Annotated in this window: 19 protein-coding genes; 11 read left to right on the top strand and 8 right to left on the bottom strand. The window is 69.9% G+C overall.

The window, feature by feature from the left end; translation table 11 throughout:
* From sufB to Q0R63_RS07805, 7 genes are all read right to left on the bottom strand, one after another.
* Positions 1-1,019: Fe-S cluster assembly protein SufB (gene sufB / locus Q0R63_RS07835; protein WP_295696022.1), on the bottom strand; the 1,019-nt coding region annotated here is incomplete at its 3' end.
* A complete protein-coding gene (locus tag Q0R63_RS07830) occupies positions 1,016-1,831 on the bottom strand; it encodes a metalloregulator ArsR/SmtB family transcription factor (protein WP_366521085.1) in 816 nt (271 codons plus the stop codon). The genes Q0R63_RS07830 and sufB, both read right to left, overlap by 4 nt.
* Positions 1,832-2,018: 187 nt before the next feature.
* Complete coding sequence (locus tag Q0R63_RS07825; RefSeq protein ID WP_295696019.1) at positions 2,019-2,552, bottom strand: hypothetical protein; 534 nt, start codon at positions 2,550-2,552, stop codon at positions 2,019-2,021.
* A 2-nt stretch (positions 2,553-2,554) separates the two neighbouring features.
* Positions 2,555-2,860 (bottom strand): hypothetical protein, encoded by a 306-nt coding sequence (locus tag Q0R63_RS07820; protein ID WP_295696017.1) that lies wholly within the window; start codon positions 2,858-2,860, stop codon positions 2,555-2,557.
* A 110-nt stretch (positions 2,861-2,970) separates the two neighbouring features.
* A complete protein-coding gene (locus tag Q0R63_RS07815) occupies positions 2,971-5,079 on the bottom strand; it encodes a hypothetical protein (RefSeq protein WP_295696015.1) in 2,109 nt (702 codons plus the stop codon).
* A gap of 62 nt (positions 5,080-5,141) precedes the next feature.
* Positions 5,142-7,202, bottom strand: a complete 2,061-nt coding sequence (locus tag Q0R63_RS07810) for a hypothetical protein (RefSeq protein ID WP_295696013.1) — start codon at positions 7,200-7,202, stop codon at positions 5,142-5,144.
* Between the two features lie 160 nt (positions 7,203-7,362).
* Positions 7,363-8,187 carry an alpha/beta hydrolase gene (locus tag Q0R63_RS07805; RefSeq protein ID WP_295696011.1) on the bottom strand — a complete coding sequence of 275 codons (825 nt, stop codon included), beginning with the start codon at positions 8,185-8,187 and terminating at the stop codon, positions 7,363-7,365.
* 211 nt (positions 8,188-8,398) lie between these two features.
* On the opposite strand from Q0R63_RS07805, the gene Q0R63_RS07800 reads away from it, so the two are divergent.
* The 7 genes from Q0R63_RS07800 to Q0R63_RS07770 all read left to right on the top strand — a co-directional run bounded on the left by Q0R63_RS07800 (position 8,399) and on the right by Q0R63_RS07770 (position 12,670).
* On the top strand, positions 8,399-9,118 hold the full coding sequence (locus Q0R63_RS07800; protein WP_295696009.1) for an ABC transporter ATP-binding protein: 720 nt from the start codon (positions 8,399-8,401) through the stop codon (positions 9,116-9,118).
* Positions 9,115-9,921, top strand: coding sequence for an ABC transporter permease (locus Q0R63_RS07795; RefSeq protein WP_295696007.1), 807 nt, complete (start codon positions 9,115-9,117; stop codon positions 9,919-9,921). The genes Q0R63_RS07800 and Q0R63_RS07795 overlap by 4 nt, the downstream gene beginning before the upstream one ends.
* Before the next feature lie 213 nt (positions 9,922-10,134).
* Positions 10,135-10,623, top strand: a complete 489-nt coding sequence (locus tag Q0R63_RS07790; RefSeq protein ID WP_295696005.1) for a GNAT family N-acetyltransferase — start codon at positions 10,135-10,137, stop codon at positions 10,621-10,623.
* Between the two features lie 62 nt (positions 10,624-10,685).
* The gene (locus Q0R63_RS07785) at positions 10,686-11,645 is read left to right on the top strand and encodes a COX15/CtaA family protein (protein ID WP_295696003.1); all 960 of its coding nucleotides are present in this window, start codon (positions 10,686-10,688) and stop codon (positions 11,643-11,645) included.
* A gap of 69 nt (positions 11,646-11,714) precedes the next feature.
* Entirely contained in the window at positions 11,715-11,876 is a 162-nt protein-coding gene (locus Q0R63_RS07780) for a CopG family transcriptional regulator (protein ID WP_295696001.1), read from the top strand.
* Between the two features lie 17 nt (positions 11,877-11,893).
* Positions 11,894-12,031, top strand: coding sequence for a hypothetical protein (locus tag Q0R63_RS07775; RefSeq protein ID WP_295695999.1), 138 nt, complete (start codon positions 11,894-11,896; stop codon positions 12,029-12,031).
* Between the two features lie 39 nt (positions 12,032-12,070).
* Positions 12,071-12,670 carry a VOC family protein gene (locus tag Q0R63_RS07770; RefSeq protein ID WP_295695997.1) on the top strand — a complete coding sequence of 200 codons (600 nt, stop codon included), beginning with the start codon at positions 12,071-12,073 and terminating at the stop codon, positions 12,668-12,670.
* 82 nt (positions 12,671-12,752) lie between these two features.
* On the opposite strand, the gene Q0R63_RS07765 is transcribed toward Q0R63_RS07770, so the two are convergent.
* Complete coding sequence (locus Q0R63_RS07765; RefSeq protein WP_295696026.1) at positions 12,753-13,700, bottom strand: heme o synthase; 948 nt, start codon at positions 13,698-13,700, stop codon at positions 12,753-12,755.
* A 281-nt stretch (positions 13,701-13,981) separates the two neighbouring features.
* On the opposite strand from Q0R63_RS07765, the gene tkt reads away from it, so the two are divergent.
* From tkt to zwf, 4 genes are all read left to right on the top strand, one after another.
* On the top strand, positions 13,982-16,282 hold the full coding sequence (gene tkt, locus Q0R63_RS07760) for a transketolase (protein WP_295696024.1): 2,301 nt from the start codon (positions 13,982-13,984) through the stop codon (positions 16,280-16,282).
* A gap of 76 nt (positions 16,283-16,358) precedes the next feature.
* Positions 16,359-17,471: a transaldolase gene (tal, locus tag Q0R63_RS07755; protein ID WP_295695995.1), complete on the top strand. Its 1,113-nt coding sequence runs from the start codon at positions 16,359-16,361 to the stop codon at positions 17,469-17,471.
* Positions 17,468-19,108 (top strand): glucose-6-phosphate isomerase, encoded by a 1,641-nt coding sequence (locus Q0R63_RS07750; protein ID WP_295695993.1) that lies wholly within the window; start codon positions 17,468-17,470, stop codon positions 19,106-19,108. Before tal ends, Q0R63_RS07750 begins: the two co-directional genes overlap by 4 nt.
* A partial coding sequence (gene zwf / locus Q0R63_RS07745; RefSeq protein ID WP_295695991.1) for a glucose-6-phosphate dehydrogenase occupies positions 19,105-20,242 on the top strand: 1,138 nt, incomplete at its 3' end. The genes Q0R63_RS07750 and zwf, both read left to right, overlap by 4 nt.

Here is a 20,242-nt window from a genome sequence, read left to right as displayed (position 1 = left end):
ACCATCTTCGCGCCGGCGTCCTGGTGCTGGCCCTCGCCGGCGAAGGCGATCGACAGCGTCTCGCCGGAGGCGCGCTCACCGAGCAGGTAGCAAGCCGGGTACTTCATCGTCACCTTGGAGCCGATGTTGCCGTCGATCCACTCCATCCGACCACCCTCGTGCACCGCGGTGCGCTTGGTGACCAGGTTGTAGACGTTGTTCGACCAGTTCTGGATCGTCGTGTAACGGCAACGGCCGCCACGCTTGACCAGGATTTCGACCACGGCCGAGTGCAGGCTGTCGCTGCTGTAGGTCGGGGCCGTGCAGCCCTCGACGTAGTGCACGCTCGAGCCCTCGTCGGCGATGATCAGGGTGCGCTCGAACTGGCCCATGTTCTCGGTGTTGATCCGGAAGTACGCCTGCAGCGGGATGTCGACCTTGACGTTCGGCGGGACGTAGATGAACGAGCCGCCGGACCACACCGCGGTGTTGAGGGAGGCGAACTTGTTGTCGCCGGCCGGGATCACCGAGGTGAAGTACTCCCGGAAGAGCTCCTCGTGCTCGCGCAGCGCGGTGTCGGTGTCGACGAAGAGGACGCCCTTCTCCTCGAGGTCCTCACGGATCTGGTGGTAGACGACCTCGGACTCGTACTGCGCGGCGACCCCACCGATGAGGCGCTGCTTCTCGGCCTCGGGGATGCCGAGCCGGTCGTAGGTGTTCTTGATGTCCGCAGGCAGCTCGTCCCAGGTCGTGGCCTGCTTCTCGGTCGAGCGGACGAAGTACTTGATGTTCTGGAAGTCGATGCCGGTGAGGTCGGACCCCCAGGTCGGCATCGGCTTCTTACCGAAGAGGCGCAACGACTTCAGGCGCAGGTCGAGCATCCACTGGGGCTCGTTCTTCAGCGCGCTGATGTTGCGCACGACGTCGTCGCTGAGGCCGCGCTTCGCGGTGGACCCCGCGGTGTCGGTGTCGGCCCAGCCGTACTCGTAGCGACCGAGGTCCTTGAGGCCGGGGTTGAGCTCTTCGATGTGCGTGGTCATCGCGAGGACCTTTCGTGGGGGTGGTCGGGGACTGCGTGCTGGTGTTTCGGGCCCTTGTGGTTCAAGGCCGGACGGCCTGCCGGTGTTCCCGCCTGGCCGGTCGGGGTGGGGCTGGCGGTCGGGATGAAGGTCGTGCAGACGTGCGCACCACCGGCCAGGGTGGCCAGCCGCTGGACGTGGACGCCGAGCAGGCGCGAGATCGCGTCGGTCTCCGCGTCGCAGAACGCGGGGAACTCCTCGGCGACCCGACCGACCGGGCAGTGGCCCTGGCAGAGCTGGATGCCGGTGAAGGGGCCCACGCCGTCGCCGACGGGCCGGGCGGAGGCGGCGTAGCCGTCCTCGGTGAGGGCCGCCACGAGGGCGTCGACCCGGTCGTGAGGGAGGTCGCCGGCGGCAGCCAGGCGTCCGGCATACCGAGTCTCGAGGCCGGCCACCCGCTCACGGGCGAAGGCCTCGACGGCCGCGGGACCGGCCTGGGCGGCGAGGAACCGCAGCGTCTGGGCGGCGAGCTCGTCGTAGTCGTCGGCGAGTGCGCGGTGACCCACCCCGGAGACGACCCAGGAGCGGGCGGGGCGGCCGCGCCCCCGGGAGGCCGTGGACGAGGGGTCGTGCTCCTCGACGACGGACTGCTCGGCCAGGGCGTCGAGGTGGCGACGGACGGCGGCCGGGGTGAGGCCTAGGCGGCGGCCGAGCTCGGCCGCGGTCAGGGGCCCGTGCTCCGAGACGGCTTCGAGGACCCGCTCGCGGGTGCGCTGCTCGAGGTGCTGCGAGACCTGCTCGCAGTCGGCCGGGGGCGCGCTCTCGATAAACACCACATGATTGTGACGTAATTGATCAGGATCCCGATAGGAAGGCATACCTAACCCGCGACGGGGCGGGAAGGGAGCTCCTCATCAGCCAGAGAATCACCCCCACCGGGTCGGTGGGGGTGATTCTCTGGCTGGTTGCCGGGCGGTGCGCGGGTAAGCCCTCGGTATGCCGGTCAGCTCGGTATGCCGGTCAGCTCTGCTGCTGCTGCGCGATCTGGGCGGCTCCGTTGCCGAAGACGCGGATCGCGTAGAAGTCCGAGAACTCGGGGCCCAGCAGCTTGTGGCTGACCTTGACGTTGAAGCTCCCGGTGAGCATCACCGTGTGGTCCTGGGTGATCGGGGTGCCGGTCTTGGCGAACTTCACGTCGATGTCGAGGTCGTGCACCAGCGTGACGCTGTTGAGGATCACGAAGGCCTCGAGGTCCTTGACATAGCTGAAGGGCTGGCCGGGGAGCATGCCGCCCCAGTTGAACCGGACACCCAGGGAGAACGAGGTGTTCGAGAAGCCCGGGAGGTTCACCTCGTAGAGGATGGGGTCGGTGAGCGACTGCGGTGTGCTCGACCAGCCCTCCCACGAGGCGACCTGGTTGGGGTCGACACCTGGCGGCAGCGCCGAGGCGAACTCCGGCATCGTGACGACGGTGTTGGACTTCACCAGCGTGCAGACCTTGTCGACGAGGTTGACGACCGCGGTCGCCGTGTCGACTGCAGATTCTCCGCCCATGGCTAGGCCACCATTCCTGAGTTCTCGGTCCAGCTGGAGTCGACGGCAGCCACCACGGCCGCGTCGTCGGGCACCTCGCCGGTGGCCACCGTGGGGGTCATCGGCTTGGCGAGCTTGACGTCCTTCTGGTCGGTCGTGGTCCCCGGGTCGGTCGTGGTCCCCGGGTCGGTCGTGGTCCCCGGGTCCGTCGTGGTCCCCGGGTCCGTCGTGGTCCCCGGGTCCGTCGTGGACGGGTCCGTCGTGGACGGGTCCGTCGAGCCGGTGTCATCCGGTGGCGGGTCGTCGACGGTGGAGGTGTTGTCGGTCATGGCAGTCGGTCCCTTCGTGTGTCCGCACCACAGAGCCGGGGCGGGAAAGGCGGAAATCGCCTGTGTCAGTAAGAGGGACGGCGATGACGACTGATACCTGCCGGATCGACCTAGGCCGCCACCGAGGCGCTGGTGATGACGAGGATCGGGGTGTCGACGAAGTCGGTCGTGAGGGTGACGGTGCGTGGGGAACCGGCGACCGGGGTCACCGTCACCTGCACCGACGCCGCCAGTCCCGAGACCACCACGTCGAGGGGGACGAGGGCATGGACCGAGTCCACCCGGTGGGTCGGTGTCAGGGTCAGGGCCACGACCGCGACATCGGGGTATGCCGTCAGGGTCGTGATGACGTCGAGCTGGCTGACGCCCGCGGCCGCGAAGTCGAAGGCGGCGTTGTAGGACAACGGGTGCTGGACCTGGGTCACCGTCGTGACCGCCAGGTCGATGTAGTCGAAGATCTGGGACCGCGGCATGGGGTTCGTCAACGCCAGGTCGCGTCGCACCACCGTGGGGACCGAGACCTCCGGCAGCGCCACGACGGTCGACGCCCCGCCGGACAGCACCTGGTCGACGCCGGCCACGACCGGCCCGCCCGGCGTCACCGCTGCGACGGCCGCCACGAGCAGCGGTACCGGTCCCGCGTTGGTGACCGTCACCGACGGGCTGCCGTCGGTGGCCGAGGTCAGCGAGACGTCATCGGTACCTGCGGTCTCGTTGAGGCTGAGCACGAGCGAGGTGCCGATCGGCGTGGGGTAGACGTCGTCCAGCCGGACCATCAGCTCGCCGGACAGCTGTGTGGTCGTCGAGGCCAGCTGGCTGAGCAGCGTGTTGACGTTGCACACCGCGGGGATCTGCGCGGTGTCGCCGACCGACATGGTCATCACCACGGACTGGGGGCCCGAGCCGTCCGCGATGTGGGCGGTCGCCCCGGCGAAGGTGGGGAAGCTGGACGGGGTGCGCGGGTCCATCCCGGTCGGGAGCGTCAGGGTCAGGGCTCGACCGCCGGCCTCGGGGATCGCTCCGAGGTCGTGGGCGAGCTGGGCCAGCTCGACGGGATCGACGACGGGCGCCAGGGCGAAGGTGAAGTCGAACCGGCACCCGCTCGTCGTGGTCGTCGAGTCGTCCACCACGGCCCGGCAGGCGGCCGCCGTCCCGGACCGTCCGCGGATGATCCCGTAGGACTGGGGGACGATCACGACGGTGCCCGTGACCTGGCCGAGGTAGAGGCGGCGCAGCGACGGATAGCGGGTCGGCACATCCCCGAGCGAGGTCAGCTCACGGAACTCCGAGCGCGTGCTCGAGAAGCTGACCAGGTCGTTGATGTCGATGATCGTCCGGGTGCTCGACGCCGCCGTGATCGTGAACCTCGACCGGTAGACGTCATGGCCGTACCGCGTGCCGAGGGCCAGCGTGTCGCTGCGCGGGTCGACCGACGAGGTCCATACCGGCTCGGGCGGTGTCGGACCGGGGTCGTCGATGGGAACCCGACGGAGGGGGATCTCACGCAGGGGGACCTCACGCAGGGGGATCTCACGCTGGGGGCCGTCGAGCGTGGCCACCGGGAGCAGCTGACGGACCTCGAGGGACGGCGCGGCGACCAGCGACGCCTCGGGCAGACGGCCGGGGAACCCACCGCCCGGGAACCACCGGATCGGCGGCTGCCACTCCCGCCACGCGCGGTAAAACGAGGTGGCGACGAGGCTCGCCGTGCCGCTCGATACGAGGTTCTCGTAGGCGACCACGACGCTGGCGCCCACCAGCGAGCCCGTCAGGGTCAGCGCGCCCGGGTCGGCCACGACGACGGTCATGGGGATCGTCAGCGTCTGGTCGGCGCCGAGCGGGTCCTTGCCGACCAGCGACCACGAGACGGACAGGCCGTCCATCGGGATCGGCCGGTAGGTGACCGTGGGTGCGGTCGCGCGGGCGGCCGCGAGGTCGGGCGGCTCCGAGACCGTGACCGTCATCGTCACCGATGCCGTGTCGAAGGGGTCCCCGCTGCTGGCGTCGACACCAGAGACGATCGCCGCGAAGGCGAACCCGGGGTCGGGGTCGCCGGCCGGCGCCAACGCGGGCAGGTACCACCCGACGGTGGGGTCGAAACGGTCGGAGAAGACGCTCCCCGACCGGCTCGACTCCAGCGGGAGGCTCTCGGACGTCCCGGTGTCGACCGCGATCAGTCGCGGGCCCAGGTCGAACCGTGTCAGGAGGAGGCCCGGCATGGCCGGTCCTGTCCAGCCCACTCCGCCCAAACCTGCCAATCCGCCCACTCCGCCCACCCCTCTCAGGCCGGGGTGTTGAGGATGTAGGTGTTGATGACCGCCACCTTGTCCTGCGGCGGCTCGGGCAGGTGCACCGGAAGGGGGTTGAGGTACTTGATCCGTCCCTGCGGCACCGGCACGACGATGGGTTGGGGGCTCGAGTACTCCACCGGGTCGTCGGTGAAGTTCGGGCCCGAGATGCTGACGTCGATGGTGTAGCTCAGCTCCGTGGCCATCACGTACTTGTCGGAGAACACCTCCCAGAGGGCGTTCATCTGGTTGGCGTTCGTCACGACGACGGGCGGATAGGAGTCTCCGCCGATGGTCGGCGTCAGGGTGATGGTGATGTTCGACTTCGGCAGCTTGCGGTCGATGAGGAAACGGGTGAAGACGTAACCGACCTGGGCGGCCGTGAGGACCGGGACGTGGTCCATCGAGGCCGGCTCGACGAGCTCCACGACCAGACCACCACTGCCCGGGACGGTCAGCGCGGCGGAGAGGTTGACGCGGGGGTCGTTGCCGTCGAACACGAGACGTCGCCGGAGCAGGACCTGGTCGGTGGGCCACCCGGGCAGGTCCTTGTCGAGCCGCAGCCAGTTGAGGTTGACGATGTCCTTGGCGTTGTCCGCGGTCCAGATCGCGGGCTCGACCTCGCCCTTCGGGTCCTTCGCCCCCATCGTGTAGTGGAAGCCCTGGCCGAGGATGCGCAGGTTTGGCTTGCCGTCGGCCGTCAGCACGTTGTCGTAGTCGGGGTAGCCCGCCTCGAGCTGGGCCGAGACCAGCGGGTCCTTGAGGTCCGTGCCGTCAGCCAGCTTCTCGCCGAAGTTGATGGCGCAGGTGGCGGCGATCTGGACCTTCTGGAAGTACTTGCCGATGTCGACGACGGCGATGTACTTGCCGGGGTCCGCCTTGACCGCCAGGGTCAGGTCGTTGAGGTCACCGGAGACGGTCTGGTCGACGGAGATCGTCTCGTTGAGGATGATCGTCTGCGAGAGGTTGATGCTCCGGCGCTGGTAGTCGGACTTGACGGCGACCGACGATCCGCCGAAGAGGCTGGAGAACCAGCCCCGGTCCGTCGTCGCCTGGGAGTCGGTCTTGCTCGGGTCCCAGTCGAAGATGTCGGCCTTGACGAGGTTCATCGCCGTGGTCCGCATCTCCTCGACCTGCTTGTCGATCCACTCCTTGGTCTTGGCGTCCAGGACGCTGCCGTTCTCCGTGATCGAGGTGGTGATGCCCCCGCTGGTCACGCAGTTGGAGTATGCCGCGCTCGCCGAGAACGAGTCGATGCCGAGGAAGCCACCGGCCGAGACGGCCAGGGAGAAGGAGTCGTACACCTTGTCCACGTCGACGTTGACCGTGGCCGTCACGCCGTTGATGTAGAACGACTCCTTGAGGGAGTTGTTGACGACGAAGGGTGAGACCCCGTTCTCGAGGCTCCCGACGATCGCGCCGGCGGCCAGCTCGTTGCAGGTGACGAGGAACGAGGCGTAGCCGTGCTCCTCGATGCTGCCCTTGGCGTTGTTCTGCCCGTGGAGGTACATCGGCGACGTGGTCCCGTCCGACGCCTGGACGAGCTCCGGGATGAGGAGCTCGACAGCGGAGGCCGTGATGGGGACGCACCCCAGGCGCGGGTCCGGCTCGCCACCGGCATACAGGCCGAAGAACCCTCCCAGACGCGGGGGCACCGGCCCGTGGTCGGCCGCCTTGATCTTGTCGATCGCCCCGGAGATCACGCTGTCCGGGATGGCGAAGGTGGTGGTGAAGGTGCAGAAGCCCCCGCCCGCCTCGACGGAGCCGTTGGTCGTGTTGGCGTCGGTCACCCCGATCGAGGTCTCCTCGGTCATCAGGCCCTTGAAGACCGTCATCCCGAAGTCGAAGTCCGCCGGCGCGGTCTGCTTCTTGGCGAGGTAGACCCGCTGCGGCTGGAAGTAGTACTGCATCGGCAGCCCGGCGGCCTTGAGCGCCGGGTTGTTCGCGTCCGGGTAGACCTGGAGCGCGTAGGAGGCACCCGTCTCGTCGTTGACGGTGACGAGGACGAAGTCGGGCCCGAACAGGGGTCCGAGGCCGGATGTGAAGTCGGTCATGACTGCTCCTTCTGCTGGGTGTCTGCAGGGCCCCGAGACGGGCGCGGCGTTCACCGGAAGGAGCAGGGGTCGAGGGGGCCTGATACGCCGACGGCGCCGACTCCATCGCTGACAGCGGATGGGGTCGGCGCCGATCGATCGGGACGCCGGAGCGACGGGGTCAGACGGCGAGGAACTCCAGGACCACCCGGTTGAACTCGTCCGTGTGGCTCACGGTGATCCCGTGCGGGCCACCCGCCACGACGTGCAGACGGCTACCGGCGATCGCCTCGTGGGTGCGCTGACCCGAGGCCTCGATGGGCACGGTGCCGTCGCTGTCCCCGTGGATGACCAGCGTCGGTACGGTGACCTTGGTCAGGTCGTCGCGGAAGTCGGTCTCGCCGAAGGCGGCGATGCACTCGACGGCGGCCGTCAGCTCGGCCGTCTTCTCGAGCTCGAGGGCGTCCTGCCGATCCTGCTCGGTCACCTTCAGCTCACCGTCGGCCGAGAAGAAACCGGTCGTGAACGTGTCGAAGAAGCCCTCGCGGTCGGCCCGCAGACCGTCCTGCATGCCCTTCACGTCAGCCTCGTCGAGGGCCCCGTCCGGGTTGTCGTCGGTCTTCAGCAGGTAGGGGGGAACCGCCGAGGCGAAGACGACGCTGTGGAGACGGTCCTGGCCGAACGTCCCGATGTAGCGCGCGATCTCGCCGCCGCCCATCGAGAAGCCGACGAGGGTCGCGTCGGTCAGGTCGAGCTGCTCGAGCACCGCCGCGAGGTCGGCGGCGAAGGTGTCGTAGTCGTTGCCCGTGCCCGGCTTGTCGGAGTCGCCGAAACCGCGGCGGTCGTAGGTGACGACGCGGAAGCCGGCCGCCTGGAACGCCGGCACCTGGCCCGCCCAGGACTTGCCGGTCAGGGGCCAGCCGTGGATGAGGACGACGGCGCGGCCGTCGCCCCCGGTGTCGTCCACGTGGATGGCTACTCCGCCGGATCCGTTGACGGTGGTCATGGTGGTCACCTTTCGTCGAGCGCGAACGGCGACTGCCGCTCGTCGCAGGGAGTACCCCGCCCGGCGTCGATCTATGCCCCTGCCCGGCGTGGCGAACCTCTCCCCGTGCTGCGCCATCCCCTCGGGCCGCGGCTCCGAAGACGCAATGTCACCGTTCCTCCCCGCCCGACCGCCCGGCATACCGCCGCGGTCCCTCACCTAGAATTTGACCGTGACTCCACCGCCGCCCGCCGTGCTCCTCGACGGCCTCGAGCGACGCTTCGGTGACGTCAGGGCCGTCGACGGGATGACGTGGAGCGCCGCGGGCGGTTCCGTGACGGCGGTGCTCGGACCCAACGGCGCCGGCAAGACGACCGCGATCGAGTGCGCCGTCGGGCTGCAACGCGCCGACGGCGGATCCGTCCGGGTCCTCGGCGTGGACCCGTGGCAGTCACGTCCGGAGCACCGAGCGCGAGTCGGGGTGATGCTCCAGTCCGGAGGACTTCCCAACGGCACCAAGCCGATCCGCCTGCTGCGCCACCTCGCCGCCCTGTATGCCGCGCCCGCCGACGTCGACGCCCTCGCCGCCCGACTCGGGATCGACCGTTTCGCCGGGACGACCGTCCGCCGCCTCTCCGGGGGCCAGAAGCAGCGCGTCTCGCTCGCTGCCGCACTCATCGGACGTCCGGAGGTCGTCTTCCTCGACGAGCCGACGGCTGGGCTCGACCCGCACGGCCGGCTCGACGTCTACGACCTCGTCGAGCAGCTGCGTGACGAGGGCACGACCGTCGTCGTGACGACGCACTCGTTCGAGGAGGCCGAGCGACTCGCCGACCACCTCGTCATCATCAGCGAGGGCCGCACCGTCGCCGAAGGTCCGGTCGCCGACGTCATCGGATCCGCATCGCTCGAGACCGTCTACTTCGACCTCACCCGAAAGGTCCGACGATGAGCGCCACCGAGTCCGGTCTCGGACCAGCCACCGCCTCGGGCCTCGGCCCCCTGCCCGCAGGCGGTCCGGCGCCGACGCTGACGCGGGTCCTGGCCCAGGCCCGCTTCGAGCTCGGCACCCTGCTCCGCAACGGCGAGCAGCTGCTCGTGGCGCTGGTCCTCCCCCTCGGTGCGCTCGTCGGACTGGCCCTGTCGACGTCTCCCTCGCTCGGCTCCGGCCGCCGGATCGACCTCGCCGTGCCGGGCATCCTCGCCCTGTGCGTCATCTCGGCCGCCTTCACCTCGCAAGCGATCTCGACCGCCTTCGACCGCCGGTATGCCGTCCTGCGCCTTCTCGGCACGACACCGGTCGGGCGCGATGGGCTGCTGTGGGCGAAGGCCCTCGCGACGATCGCGGTCGAGGTGCTCCAGTGGGTGGTGCTCGGCGTGGTCGGCGTCGTCCTCGGGTGGCACCCCGCCGCGGCATCCTGGTTCCCCGCGCTGCTCTTCCTCCTCGCCGGCACCTGGGCCTTCGTCGCCCTCGCCCTGCTCCTCGCCGGGACGCTGCGCGCCGAGGGCGTGCTCGCCGTCGCCAACTTGCTGTGGATCCTCCTGCTCGGCCTCGGCGGGGTCATCGTGCCGCGCTCCGAGCTGCCGGCGGGGCTGGCCCACGTGGCCGCCGTGCTGCCGTCCTCGGCGCTCGCCGACGGGTTGCGGACGGCGTTCGTCGACGGTCAGGTGGCGGGAATACCGTTGCTGCTGCTAGTGATCTGGGGAGGCGTGGCAACCCTGCTGGCCCGGCGGACCTTCCGCTGGTCGGACTGAGGCGCCGGCCGCTACCCGCCCGGAACTGTCCACGTGCAGAACCGGTCACGTGCTGACTTCTGCCCGCCCCTCACGCTGACGCCTCGCTCAGAACTGGGCACGTGACGAGGTCTGCCCGCCCCTCACGCTGACGCCCCGCACAGAACGGGGCACGTGACGAGGTCTGCACGGCCGTCCGCGCCCGCTGAAGCAGTCGCGGCATACGGTGGCGGCATGGGACCCCAGCCGCGACTGCGCCCGATAGCCGACGACGACATCCTGACCGTCCTCGACCTCAACGACCGCGACGTCGAGCTCCTCGCGCCGCTCGACGCCGGCCGGCTCGACCAGCTGCGCGGGTGGGCGGACCGCGCCGACGTCATCGACCTCGGCGAACAGATCGCGGGCTTCGTCGTCACGTTCGCCGCGGGCACGGCCTACGACTCGCCGAACTACCGCTGGTTCGGCGAGCGGTTCGGCGACGACTTCGCCTACCTCGACCGCATCGTGATCGGAGCGGAGTTCCGCCGGCGCGGGCTGGCGCGTTTCGTCTACGACACCATCGAGGCCGAGGCCGCGCAGGTCGGCCGACTGGCCCTCGAGGTCAACGTGGAGCCGCCGAACGAGGTGTCGCTGGCGTTCCACCGCGGTCGCGGCTACGTCGACCTCGACTCGCGCGGAGAGCCCGGTCACGTCGTGACCCTCATGGCCAAGGAGCTCTGAGCCCGGTCCGGGCAGGGCGCCCTCAGCGGCGCCCTCCAGCGCGGGCACCTACGCTGGATCTCGTGCCCGACTCCGCTCCTCCCTCGTCCGCCCCCCGCCTCGATCCGGCCGCTTCGCAGGACTCCCCCGCGTCAACCCGCCCGAACTCGCTGCAGAGCGGCTTCCGGGCACCCGACCACCGCGTCGTCCAGTGGTGGACCATGGCCACCCTCGTCGCCAACGCCGTGATTATCCTCACGGGCGGGCTCGTCCGGCTCACCGGATCGGGCCTCGGCTGCCCGACGTGGCCGCGGTGCACCGACAACTCCTTCGTGCCGCACGCCGAGCTGGGCGTCCACGGCATCATCGAGTTCAGCAACCGGATGCTCACCTACGTCCTCATCGCCGTCGTCATCGCGACGGTCGTCGTCGTCTGGCGATGGGCCGGCACGAGCAGGTCGCTGCGGTGGCACGCCGGGCTCATCGCGGCCGGCGTCCCCTTCCAGGGCGTCATCGGCGGCATCTCCGTCCTCACGGACCTCAACCCCTGGGTGGTCGGGCTCCACCTCGTGTTCTCGATGGTGCTCGTCTCGGCCGCCACGTGGCTCGTGCTGCGGGTCCGCCCGACAGGGCCGACGCGGGCCTCTGCGCGGGTCCGGGGACTGGCCGTCACGGCATACGCGCTGTCGTGGGTGGTCGTCTATCTCGGCACCGTCGTGACCGGCAGCGGGCCCCACGCCGGCGACGCGAACGCGCCGCGCAACGGGCTCGACCCGGCCGTGATGAGCCACGTGCACGCTTCTGGCGTCTACCTGCTCATCGCCGTGACCCTCGCTGCCGTCCTCGTCGCGCGGGGCACGACCCTTCTCCGGACCGCGGTCGTCCTGCTGGTCGTCGAGCTCGCCCAAGGGCTCATCGGCCTCGTGCAGTACTACACCGGACTGCCCGTCGTGCTCGTCGCCGCTCACCTCGTCGGCGCCGCCGTCCTGGTGGCCGCCGCGACCCGGCTGCTCATCCGCTCCCGCTCCGCGCAGCCCGCCTGACCCGCCTCCGGACGCCGCTCGACTCCGAGTCGAGCGCATTCCGTTGTGCTAATTTACTAGCATATTCGCATGACGACACAAAAGGCTGGCAAGGCGCAGTTCAACGTCTACCTCCCCCATGACCTTGTCCGTGAGGTCAAGCATCGGGCGATCGACGACGGCGTGAGCCTCTCGGCGCTCGTCGAACACGCCCTTCGGCGCCACCTCGAGACGGAAGCGAACCCCCGATGACCACGACTGACGACAGCATGAGTTCAGCTCTCCCGACACCCTTCTCGAGCAGCCCGACCCCAGCGCTGGTCGTCCGGCCCATCCGTTTCACCGACGACGTCCCGGCGATGCGCGCCTTCCTCGAGCTCATCGGTCTGCGTCCGCGCGTCGAGTAGACCGGAGGGCTCTGGCTGGATCTCCTCGCCGGCGCCGGCATGGTCGCGCTGCACTCGGCGGCCACCTCGGCGAGCGGCCGGTATGCCGGCGAGACCAGTTTCAGCGCCGAGGTCGCCGACCCGCACACCCTCGTCGCCCGACTACGCGCCACGGGCTTCGACGACGCCGAGGTCATCGACGAGTCCTACGGCCACGACGTCCACGTCACCGACCCTCTCGGAGACGCGCTCGTCCTCAACGGGGTCAGCGACGACCTCTACGGCTACCGGGTGAACGCCCCCGTCGCCCCCGACCCGCGCCTCAGGGTCTCGCCCCACCGCTTTGCCGACCCACTCGGCCCCTACGGTCCCTTCCTCGAGGCTCTCGGCCTGCACGCGGTCGGGACCCGCGATGAATACTTCGCCACGTATGCCGTCCCCTCCGGCGGGGGAGTCTTCCTCCACCACACAGGCATCGAGGTCCCCGTCTCGGGCCCTGGCGCGGTCCAGCTCGGGTTCACCACCACCGAGCCCGTCGACGACCTCGTCAACCGCCTCGCTGCCGCCGGCGTCCAGGCGACTGTCCGGCGCGACGAGTTCGTGACGATGGCCACCGTCACCGACCCGGACGGTCAGCAGGTCCAGATCAGCGAGGCCTGACCAGCCGAGCGGCCGGGTCACCCACAACGTCCGCGGCAACGGCATACCGGTGTCGCGTCGGTGCGGACGCAACGGGTTCGGGTCAGAGAAGGATCGTGAGGTGCACCAGCGGGTCGACTGCCACGGCGACGAAGAGGATCGTCAGGTAGGTGATCGAGAAGTGGAACAGGCGCATCGGCTTGAGCACGGCCGGGCCGGCGCCGAGCCGCGCGTGGTGGAGCAGGCGGTGGGCCTCGGCGAGGAAGAGGCCACCGGAGACGGCGGCGCCGACGAGGTAGACCCAGCCCATGTGGGCGACCGGGACCAGCAGCAGCGAGGCCGCGACCATCGCCCAGGCATAGAGGACGATCTGGCGGGCCACGACCACGAACCGCTCGACGACGGGCAGCATGGGCACGTTGGCGGCCCGGTAGTCGTCCTTGAACTTCATCGACAGCGGCCAGTAGTGCGGCGGCGTCCAGAAGAAGATCACCGCGAAGAGGATGATCGCCGCCCACGAGACGGAGTTCGTGACGGCCGCCCAGCCGACGAGCACCGGCATACAGCCTGCCGCGCCGCCCCAGACGATGTTCTGGGCCGTGCGGCGCTTGAGCAGCATCGTGTAGACACCGACGTAGAACAGCAGGGCCCCGAGGGCCAGCATCGAGCTGAGCCAGTTGACGAGCAGCCCCAGCCAGAGCGTCGAGACGGCGGCGAGCGCGATCCCGAAGACCAGCGCCGCTTGCGGGCTGATGGTGCCGGTCACGAGGGGCCTCTTGCTCGTGCGGTGCATCATCGCGTCGATGTCACGGTCGACGTAGCAGTTCAGGGTGTTGGCCGCGCCGGCCGAGAGCGTGCCGCCGACGAGGGTCGCGAGGACGAGCACCAGGGAGGGGACCCCGCGGTCGGCGAGGAACATCACCGGCACCGTCGTGATGAGCAGCAGCTCGATGATCCGCGGCTTGGTCAGGGCGACGTACTGCCCGAGGGTGAACCGCAGTCCCTGTCCGTCCGGCCCGGGAGTCGCCGACAACCCGGCGCGGGGATCCAGAGCGGTCACATCGTCCTTCGGGTGGAGGGTGGCACCAGCCGGCTCGTCTCGCGGGGCGGGACCGGTGGCAGTAAAGCCCTCCGAGTCTAACCAACACCCGTCCAGATCTCAGCCGTGGGTGGAACACCCGGGGCACTCTGTGACTTACCTGAGGAGGCGGTCTTCTGCCGCACGAAGGTTGTTGCCCTCGTCACGTCGGGGACTAGGCTCGGCGCGACCGCCAGACGATCCGCCACACGTGAACTTCCGCTCTCGAAGGAGACGCATCTGTGAGCACCATCATGTCTTCCCGCGCACCGGCTTCCCGCGCATCATCGCCGATCGCGAAGCGGAGCACCGAACTTCCCCTTCCCGTCGCCAAGAAGGCGGGCTGGGTCGACCTCGACGTGCGGGCCGTCGACACGGTGCGCCTCCTCGCTGCCGACGCCGTGCAGAAGGTCGGCAACGGCCACCCCGGCACCGCGATGTCGCTCGCGCCGGTGGCCTACCTGCTCTACCAGCAGGTGATGACGCACGACCCCAGCGACCCGGCCTGGCTCGGCCGCGACCGCTTCGTCCTATCGTGCGGGCACTCGAGCCTTACCCAGTACATCCAGCTCTACCTCTCGGGTTACGGCCTGGAGCTGAAGGACCTCGAGTCTCTGCGCACCTGGGGCAGCCTCACCCCCGGTCACCCCGAGGTCCACCACACCAAGGGCGTCGAGATCACCACCGGTCCGCTCGGTTCCGGGCTCGCCTCGGCCGTCGGGATGGCCTTCGGGCAGCGCCGCCAGCGCGGTCTGCTCGACCCCGACGCGAAGCCGGGTGAGAGCCCCTTCGACCACCACATCTACGTCATCGCCTCCGACGGCGACATCATGGAGGGCGTCAGCCACGAGGCCAGCGCGCTCGCCGGCCACCAGGAGCTCGGCAACCTCACGCTCATCTACGACCAGAACCACATCTCCATCGAGGACGACACCAACATCTCGTTCTCCGAGGACGTCGCGAAGCGCTACGAGGCCTACGGCTGGGACGTCCACGTCGTCGACTGGCGCAAGCAGGCGGCCGACCACGAGGGCGGGCACACCTACGTCGAGGACGTCGACGCCCTGCTCGCCGCGATCGAGGCGGGCAAGAAGGTCACCGACAAGCCGACCATGGTGCTGCTGAAGACGATCATCGCCTGGCCCGCACCGACCAAGCAGAACTCCGGCAAGTCGCACGGATCCGCCCTCGGGGCCCCCGAGATCGAGGCCACCAAGGACCTCCTCGGCTTCCCTTCCGGCAAGTCCTTCACCGTCGAGCGTCCCGTCCTCGCTCACGCCCGTCAGGTCACCAAGCGCGGCAAGGCCGCCCACAAGGCCTGGGACAAGTCGTATGCCGCGTGGCGAAAGGCCAACCGCGACAAGGCTGCTCTGCTCGACCGCCTCGTTGCGGGCGACCTCCCGGCGGGGCTGGACGCCGCGCTCCCGGTCTTCCCCACCGACACCGAGAAGGGCATGGCGACCCGGGCCGCGTCCGGCAAGGTGCTCGGGGCGCTCGCCGACGTCATGCCCGAGCTCTGGGGCGGGTCCGCCGACCTCGCCGAGTCCAACAACACGACGATGGCCGGCCAGCCGTCCTTCATCCCCACGGGCAAGCAGACCGACGAGTGGTCCGGCTCGCCCTACGGCCGCACGATGCACTTCGGCATCCGCGAGTTCGGCATGGGCTGCATCCTCAACGGCATCGCGCTCGAGGGGATGACCAAGCCCTACGGCGGCACCTTCCTCGTCTTCTCCGACTACATGCGCGGGGCGGTGCGGCTCGCCGCGATCCAGCGGCTCCCTGTCACCTACGTGTGGACACACGACTCCATCGGCCTCGGGGAGGACGGCCCGACCCACCAGCCGGTCGAGCACCTCGCTGCACTGCGCGCGATGCCTGGGCTCGACGTCGTCCGGCCGGCCGACGCCAACGAGACGGCCGCGGTGTGGAAGGCGATCCTCGAGAACGCGCGTCCTGCCGCACTCGCCCTCAGCCGCCAGCCGCTGCCGGTCGTGGACCGCAAGGTGCACGCCAAGGCGTCGGGGGCGGCCAAGGGTGCCTACGTCCTCATCGACGGCGGCGCGAGCGGCAAGGAGGCGCCGGAGGTCATCCTCGTGGCGACCGGCTCCGAGGTCGCCATCGCCCTCGAGGCCCGGGAGAAGCTCGAGAAGGCCGGCACCCGGACCCGCGTGGTCTCGATGCCGTGCCGCGAGTGGTTCGAGGACCAGACGAGGTCATACCAGGAGAAGGTCCTCCCGCCCGCGGTGCGCGCCCGGGTGAGCATCGAGGCGGCCGTCGCGATGGGCTGGCGCGACATCGTGGGCGACGCGGGGCGCTCCATCAGCCTGGAGCACTTCGGGGCGTCCGCCGACGTCACGACGCTCTACCGCGAGTTCGGGATCACCGCCGAGGCCACCGTCAGGGCGGCGAAGGACTCGCTCAAGGCGGCGAGGGGCTCTGCCCGGGTGCCCGACGTCACGGACACGAACCCGCGCAAGCGGACCGACGGGGCGACCACCGACGTCGGACCGCGCCGGTCTAGCGCCCGCAAGAGCACCGCCTCCGCATCCTGAAACACCCCACCGCAGTGCCACACCTCACCGCATTGCCACACTCAACCGCCTTGCCACACAAGGGAAAGTGACGATCATGACCAACGCCAACCTCCAGGCCCTGTCCGACGCCGGAGTCTCCATCTGGCTCGACGACCTGTCCCGCGACCGGCTCAACTCCGGCAACCTCGCCGAGCTGGTCAAGACCCGCAACATCGTCGGCGTGACGACGAACCCCTCGATCTTCCAGGCCGCCCTCTCCCAGGGCACCGCCTACGACGACCAGGTTGCGACCCTCGCCGCCCAGGGCAAGACCGTGGAGGAGGCCGTCTTTGCCATGACCACCGACGACGTCCGCAACGCGTGCGACATCTTCACCACGCTCTTCACCGACACCAGCGGCGTCGACGGCCGGGTGTCCATCGAGGTCGACCCCCGGCTGTCGAAGGAGACGGAGAAGACCGTCGCGCAGGCCAAGGAGCTGTCCGCCGCGGTGGCCCGCGACAACGTCCTGATCAAGATCCCCGCGACGGTGGAGGGCCTGCCGGCCATCACCGCAGTGCTCGCCGAGGGCATCAGCGTCAACGTCACGCTGATCTTCTCGCTCGAGCGCTACCGCGCCGTGATGAACGCCTTCCTCACCGGTCTCGAGCAGGCCCACGCCGCCGGCAAGGACCTCAGCACCATCCAGTCCGTCGCGTCCTTCTTCGTCTCGCGGGTCGACACCGAGATCGACAAGCGGCTCGACGCCATCGGCACCGACGAGGCTGCGGCGCTCAAGGGCAAGGCCGGGGTCGCCAACGCGCGCCTCGCCTACCAGGCCTACGAGGAGGTCTTCTCCACGCCGCGCTGGGCGACCCTCGAGGAGGCCGGTGCCAAGCCGCAGCGGCCGCTGTGGGCCTCCACCGGGGTGAAGGACCCGGCATACAAGGACACGATGTACGTCGTCGACCTGGTCGCCCCGGGCGTCGTCAACACGATGCCCGAGAAGACGATCGACGCCACCGCCGACCACGGCGAGATCGTGGGCGACACCATTACGGGCCACTACGCGGACGCCCAGCAGGTGCTCGACGCCCTGGACGGCATCGGCGTCTCCTACACCGACGTGGTCCAGCTGCTCGAGACCGAGGGCGTCGACAAGTTCGAGAAGGCCTGGGGCGAGCTGCTCGACACCGTCTCCGCCAACCTCGCCAAGGCGGCCAGGTGAGCACACTGTCCGTGACCGCGTCCGGCCCCGCGGCCGACGCCGTCGCGGCCCACGTCCCCGACCTGGTCGCGGCCGGCTTCGCCTCGAAGCTCTTCGCCCAGGACGCGACGCTCTGGGGCCCGGACGCCGAGTCCGAGTCGACGATCCGCCTCTCGTGGGTCGGGCTGCCCCGCAGCTCCCGCCCCCTCGTGGGGGAGATCGCCGCGATCCGCGATGACCTCACCTCCAAGGGTCTCGACCACGTCGTGCTGTGCGGCATGGGGGGGTCGTCGCTGGCGCCGGAAGTGATCTGCGCGACGGCGGGCAAGGCGATCACCATCCTCGACTCGTCCGACCCCGACTACGTGCGTGCGGCGCTCGCCGACCGGCTCGCGACGAGCATCGTCGTCGTGTCGAGCAAGTCCGGCTCCACCGTCGAGACCGACTCCCAGCGACGGGTCTACGAGGGCGCCTTCCGCGATGCCGGTCACGACCCGGCCGACCACCTCGTCATTGTCACCGACCCGGGGAGCCCGCTCGACAAGGAGGCCCGCGAGGCGGGCTACCGCGTCGTCAACGCCGACCCGCACGTCGGCGGTCGCTACTCCGCCCTCACCGCGTTCGGACTCGTGCCGAGCGGGCTGGCGGGCGTCGACATCGAGGCCCTGCTGGACGACGCCGAGTCGGTCGCCGACCTGCTCGCCGAGGACGACGACGCCAACCCCGGGCTGCGCCTGGGGGCCGCGATGGCTGGCACCGACCCGCTGCGCGACAAGTTCGTGATCGTCGACGACGGTTCCGGCATCACCGGATTCGCGGACTGGGCCGAGCAGCTGATCGCCGAGTCGACGGGCAAGAGCGGCACGGGCATCCTGCCGGTCGTCGTCACCGGCGACGAGGACCCGGAGGTGCAGCACCCGACCGCCGACATCACCGTGGCCCGCCTCGTCGGAGAGGGGGACGACACCGCGCACGAGGTCGACGGCTCGCGTTCCGAGGTCCACGTGGGTGGCTCGCTCGGCGCCCAGATGCTGCTCTGGGAGGTCGCAACGGCTGCGGCAGGACGCATCCTCGGAATCAACCCCTTCGACCAGCCCGACGTCGAGAGCGCCAAGAAGGCGGCCCGTGAGCTCCTCGGCACGAGCGCCGGCACCTCGTCCGCGCCGGCCGCGACCGACGGCGCCGTCGAGATCCGGGCCCTTGGCGGCGACTGGCTCGGCGACGCGACCACCGTCGACGCCGCCCTCCAGGCGCTCTTCGCCCAGCTCGACCCGGCCCGGGGCTACGTCGCGATCATGGCCTACCTCGACCGCCTCGTCGATGCGCCGCTCGCGCACTCGCGCCGGGCGGTCGCCCTGCGCACCGAGCGACCGACGACCTTCGGCTGGGGGCCGCGGTTCCTGCACTCGACGGGCCAGTTCCACAAGGGCGGTCCGGCCACCGGTGTCTACGTCCAGGTGACCACTGCGCCCCACGAGGACCTCAGCATCCCCGGTCGCGAGTTCACCTTCGGCGACTTCATCGCCTCGCAGGCTGGGGGCGACGCCGCCGTGCTCGCCGACCACGGACGGCCGGTGCTGCAGCTGCACCTCGCCGACCACGACGCCGGCCTGGCACAGGTGAGCGCGGCCCTCGGCATACCGGCAGGGGGGGCATGAGTCCGGCCCGCGTCGCCCCCGGCACCAACCCGCTGCGGGACCCCCGGGACCGCCGCCTCCCCCGCATCGCCGGGCCGTGCGGCATGGTTCTCTTCGGGGTGACGGGTGACCTCTCGCGCAAGAAACTGATGCCGGCGATCTACGACCTCGCCAACCGTGGTCTCCTGCCGCCGGGCTTCTCGCTCGTGGGGTTCGCCCGACGCGACTGGGCCGACCAGGACTTCGGCCAGGTCGTCTACGACTCGGTCAAGCAGCATGCCCGCACCCCCTTCCGCGAGGACGTCTGGCGCAACCTCTCCGAGGGATTCCGTTTCGTACCAGGCACGTTCGACGACCCGGCAGCCTTCGACCTGCTCTCCCAGACCGTGCACGCCCTTGAGGACGAGCGCGGCACCGGGGGCAACCTCGCCTTCTACCTCTCCATCCCACCGGGCAACTTCTCCCAGGTCTGCGAGCAGCTCGACCGCTCGGGCCTGGCCCGCACCGACGGCGAGAGCTGGCGCCGGGTGGTCATCGAGAAGCCCTTCGGGCACGACCTCAAGAGCGCTCGCGAGCTCAACAAGATCGTGCGGCAGGTCTTCCCCGCCGACGCGGTCTTCCGGATCGACCACTACCTCGGCAAGGAGACGGTCCAGAACCTCCTGGCCCTGCGCTTCGCCAACCAGATGTTCGAGCCGATCTGGAACGCCAACTACGTCGACCACATCCAGATCACCATGGCCGAGGACATCGGCATCGGCGGCCGGGCGGGCTACTACGACGGCATCGGCGCCGCCCGCGACGTCATCCAGAACCACCTCCTGCAGCTGCTCGCGCTGACCGCGATGGAGGAGCCGGTCTCCTTCGGGGCCAAGGACCTTCGCGCCGAGAAGGAGAAGGTCCTCTCTGCGGTGAAGATCCCCAAGGACATGGCCGGCGACACCCAGCGCGGTCAGTACGCCGGGGGCTGGCAGGGCGGCGAGGAGGTCGTGGGCTACCTCGAGGAGGACGGCGTCGCCGCGTCGTCACGCACCGAGACGTATGCCGCGGTGAAGCTCGAGATCGACACCCGCCGCTGGGCGGGCGTGCCGTTCTACCAGCGCACCGGCAAGCGCCTGGGCAAGCGGGTCACCGAGATCGCCGTCGTCTTCAAGA

The sequence above is a fragment of the Lapillicoccus sp. genome, assembly GCF_025353065.1.
Lineage (GTDB): Bacteria > Actinomycetota > Actinomycetes > Actinomycetales > Dermatophilaceae > Lapillicoccus.
The sequence above is the reverse complement of the archived record's forward strand: the minus strand, read 5'-3'. Positions and strand labels throughout refer to the sequence as shown.

Excerpts from the sequence above, each read along its gene's own strand:
- Q0R63_RS07825 (WP_295696019.1), bottom strand. The coding sequence starts at position 2,552 with ATGGGCGGAGAATCTGCAGTCGACACGGCGACCGCGGTCGTCAACCTC.
- Q0R63_RS07820 (WP_295696017.1), bottom strand. The coding sequence starts at position 2,860 with ATGACCGACAACACCTCCACCGTCGACGACCCGCCACCGGATGACACC.
- Q0R63_RS07815 (WP_295696015.1), bottom strand. The coding sequence starts at position 5,079 with ATGCCGGGCCTCCTCCTGACACGGTTCGACCTGGGCCCGCGACTGATC.
- Q0R63_RS07810 (WP_295696013.1), bottom strand. The coding sequence starts at position 7,202 with ATGACCGACTTCACATCCGGCCTCGGACCCCTGTTCGGGCCCGACTTC.
- Q0R63_RS07805 (WP_295696011.1), bottom strand. The coding sequence starts at position 8,187 with ATGACCACCGTCAACGGATCCGGCGGAGTAGCCATCCACGTGGACGAC.
- Q0R63_RS07795 (WP_295696007.1), top strand. The coding sequence starts at position 9,115 with ATGAGCGCCACCGAGTCCGGTCTCGGACCAGCCACCGCCTCGGGCCTC.
- Q0R63_RS07790 (WP_295696005.1), top strand. The coding sequence starts at position 10,135 with ATGGGACCCCAGCCGCGACTGCGCCCGATAGCCGACGACGACATCCTG.
- Q0R63_RS07780 (WP_295696001.1), top strand. The coding sequence starts at position 11,715 with ATGACGACACAAAAGGCTGGCAAGGCGCAGTTCAACGTCTACCTCCCC.
- Q0R63_RS07775 (WP_295695999.1), top strand. The coding sequence starts at position 11,894 with ATGAGTTCAGCTCTCCCGACACCCTTCTCGAGCAGCCCGACCCCAGCG.
- Q0R63_RS07770 (WP_295695997.1), top strand. The coding sequence starts at position 12,071 with ATGGTCGCGCTGCACTCGGCGGCCACCTCGGCGAGCGGCCGGTATGCC.
- tkt (WP_295696024.1), top strand. The coding sequence starts at position 13,982 with ATGTCTTCCCGCGCACCGGCTTCCCGCGCATCATCGCCGATCGCGAAG.
- tal (WP_295695995.1), top strand. The coding sequence starts at position 16,359 with ATGACCAACGCCAACCTCCAGGCCCTGTCCGACGCCGGAGTCTCCATC.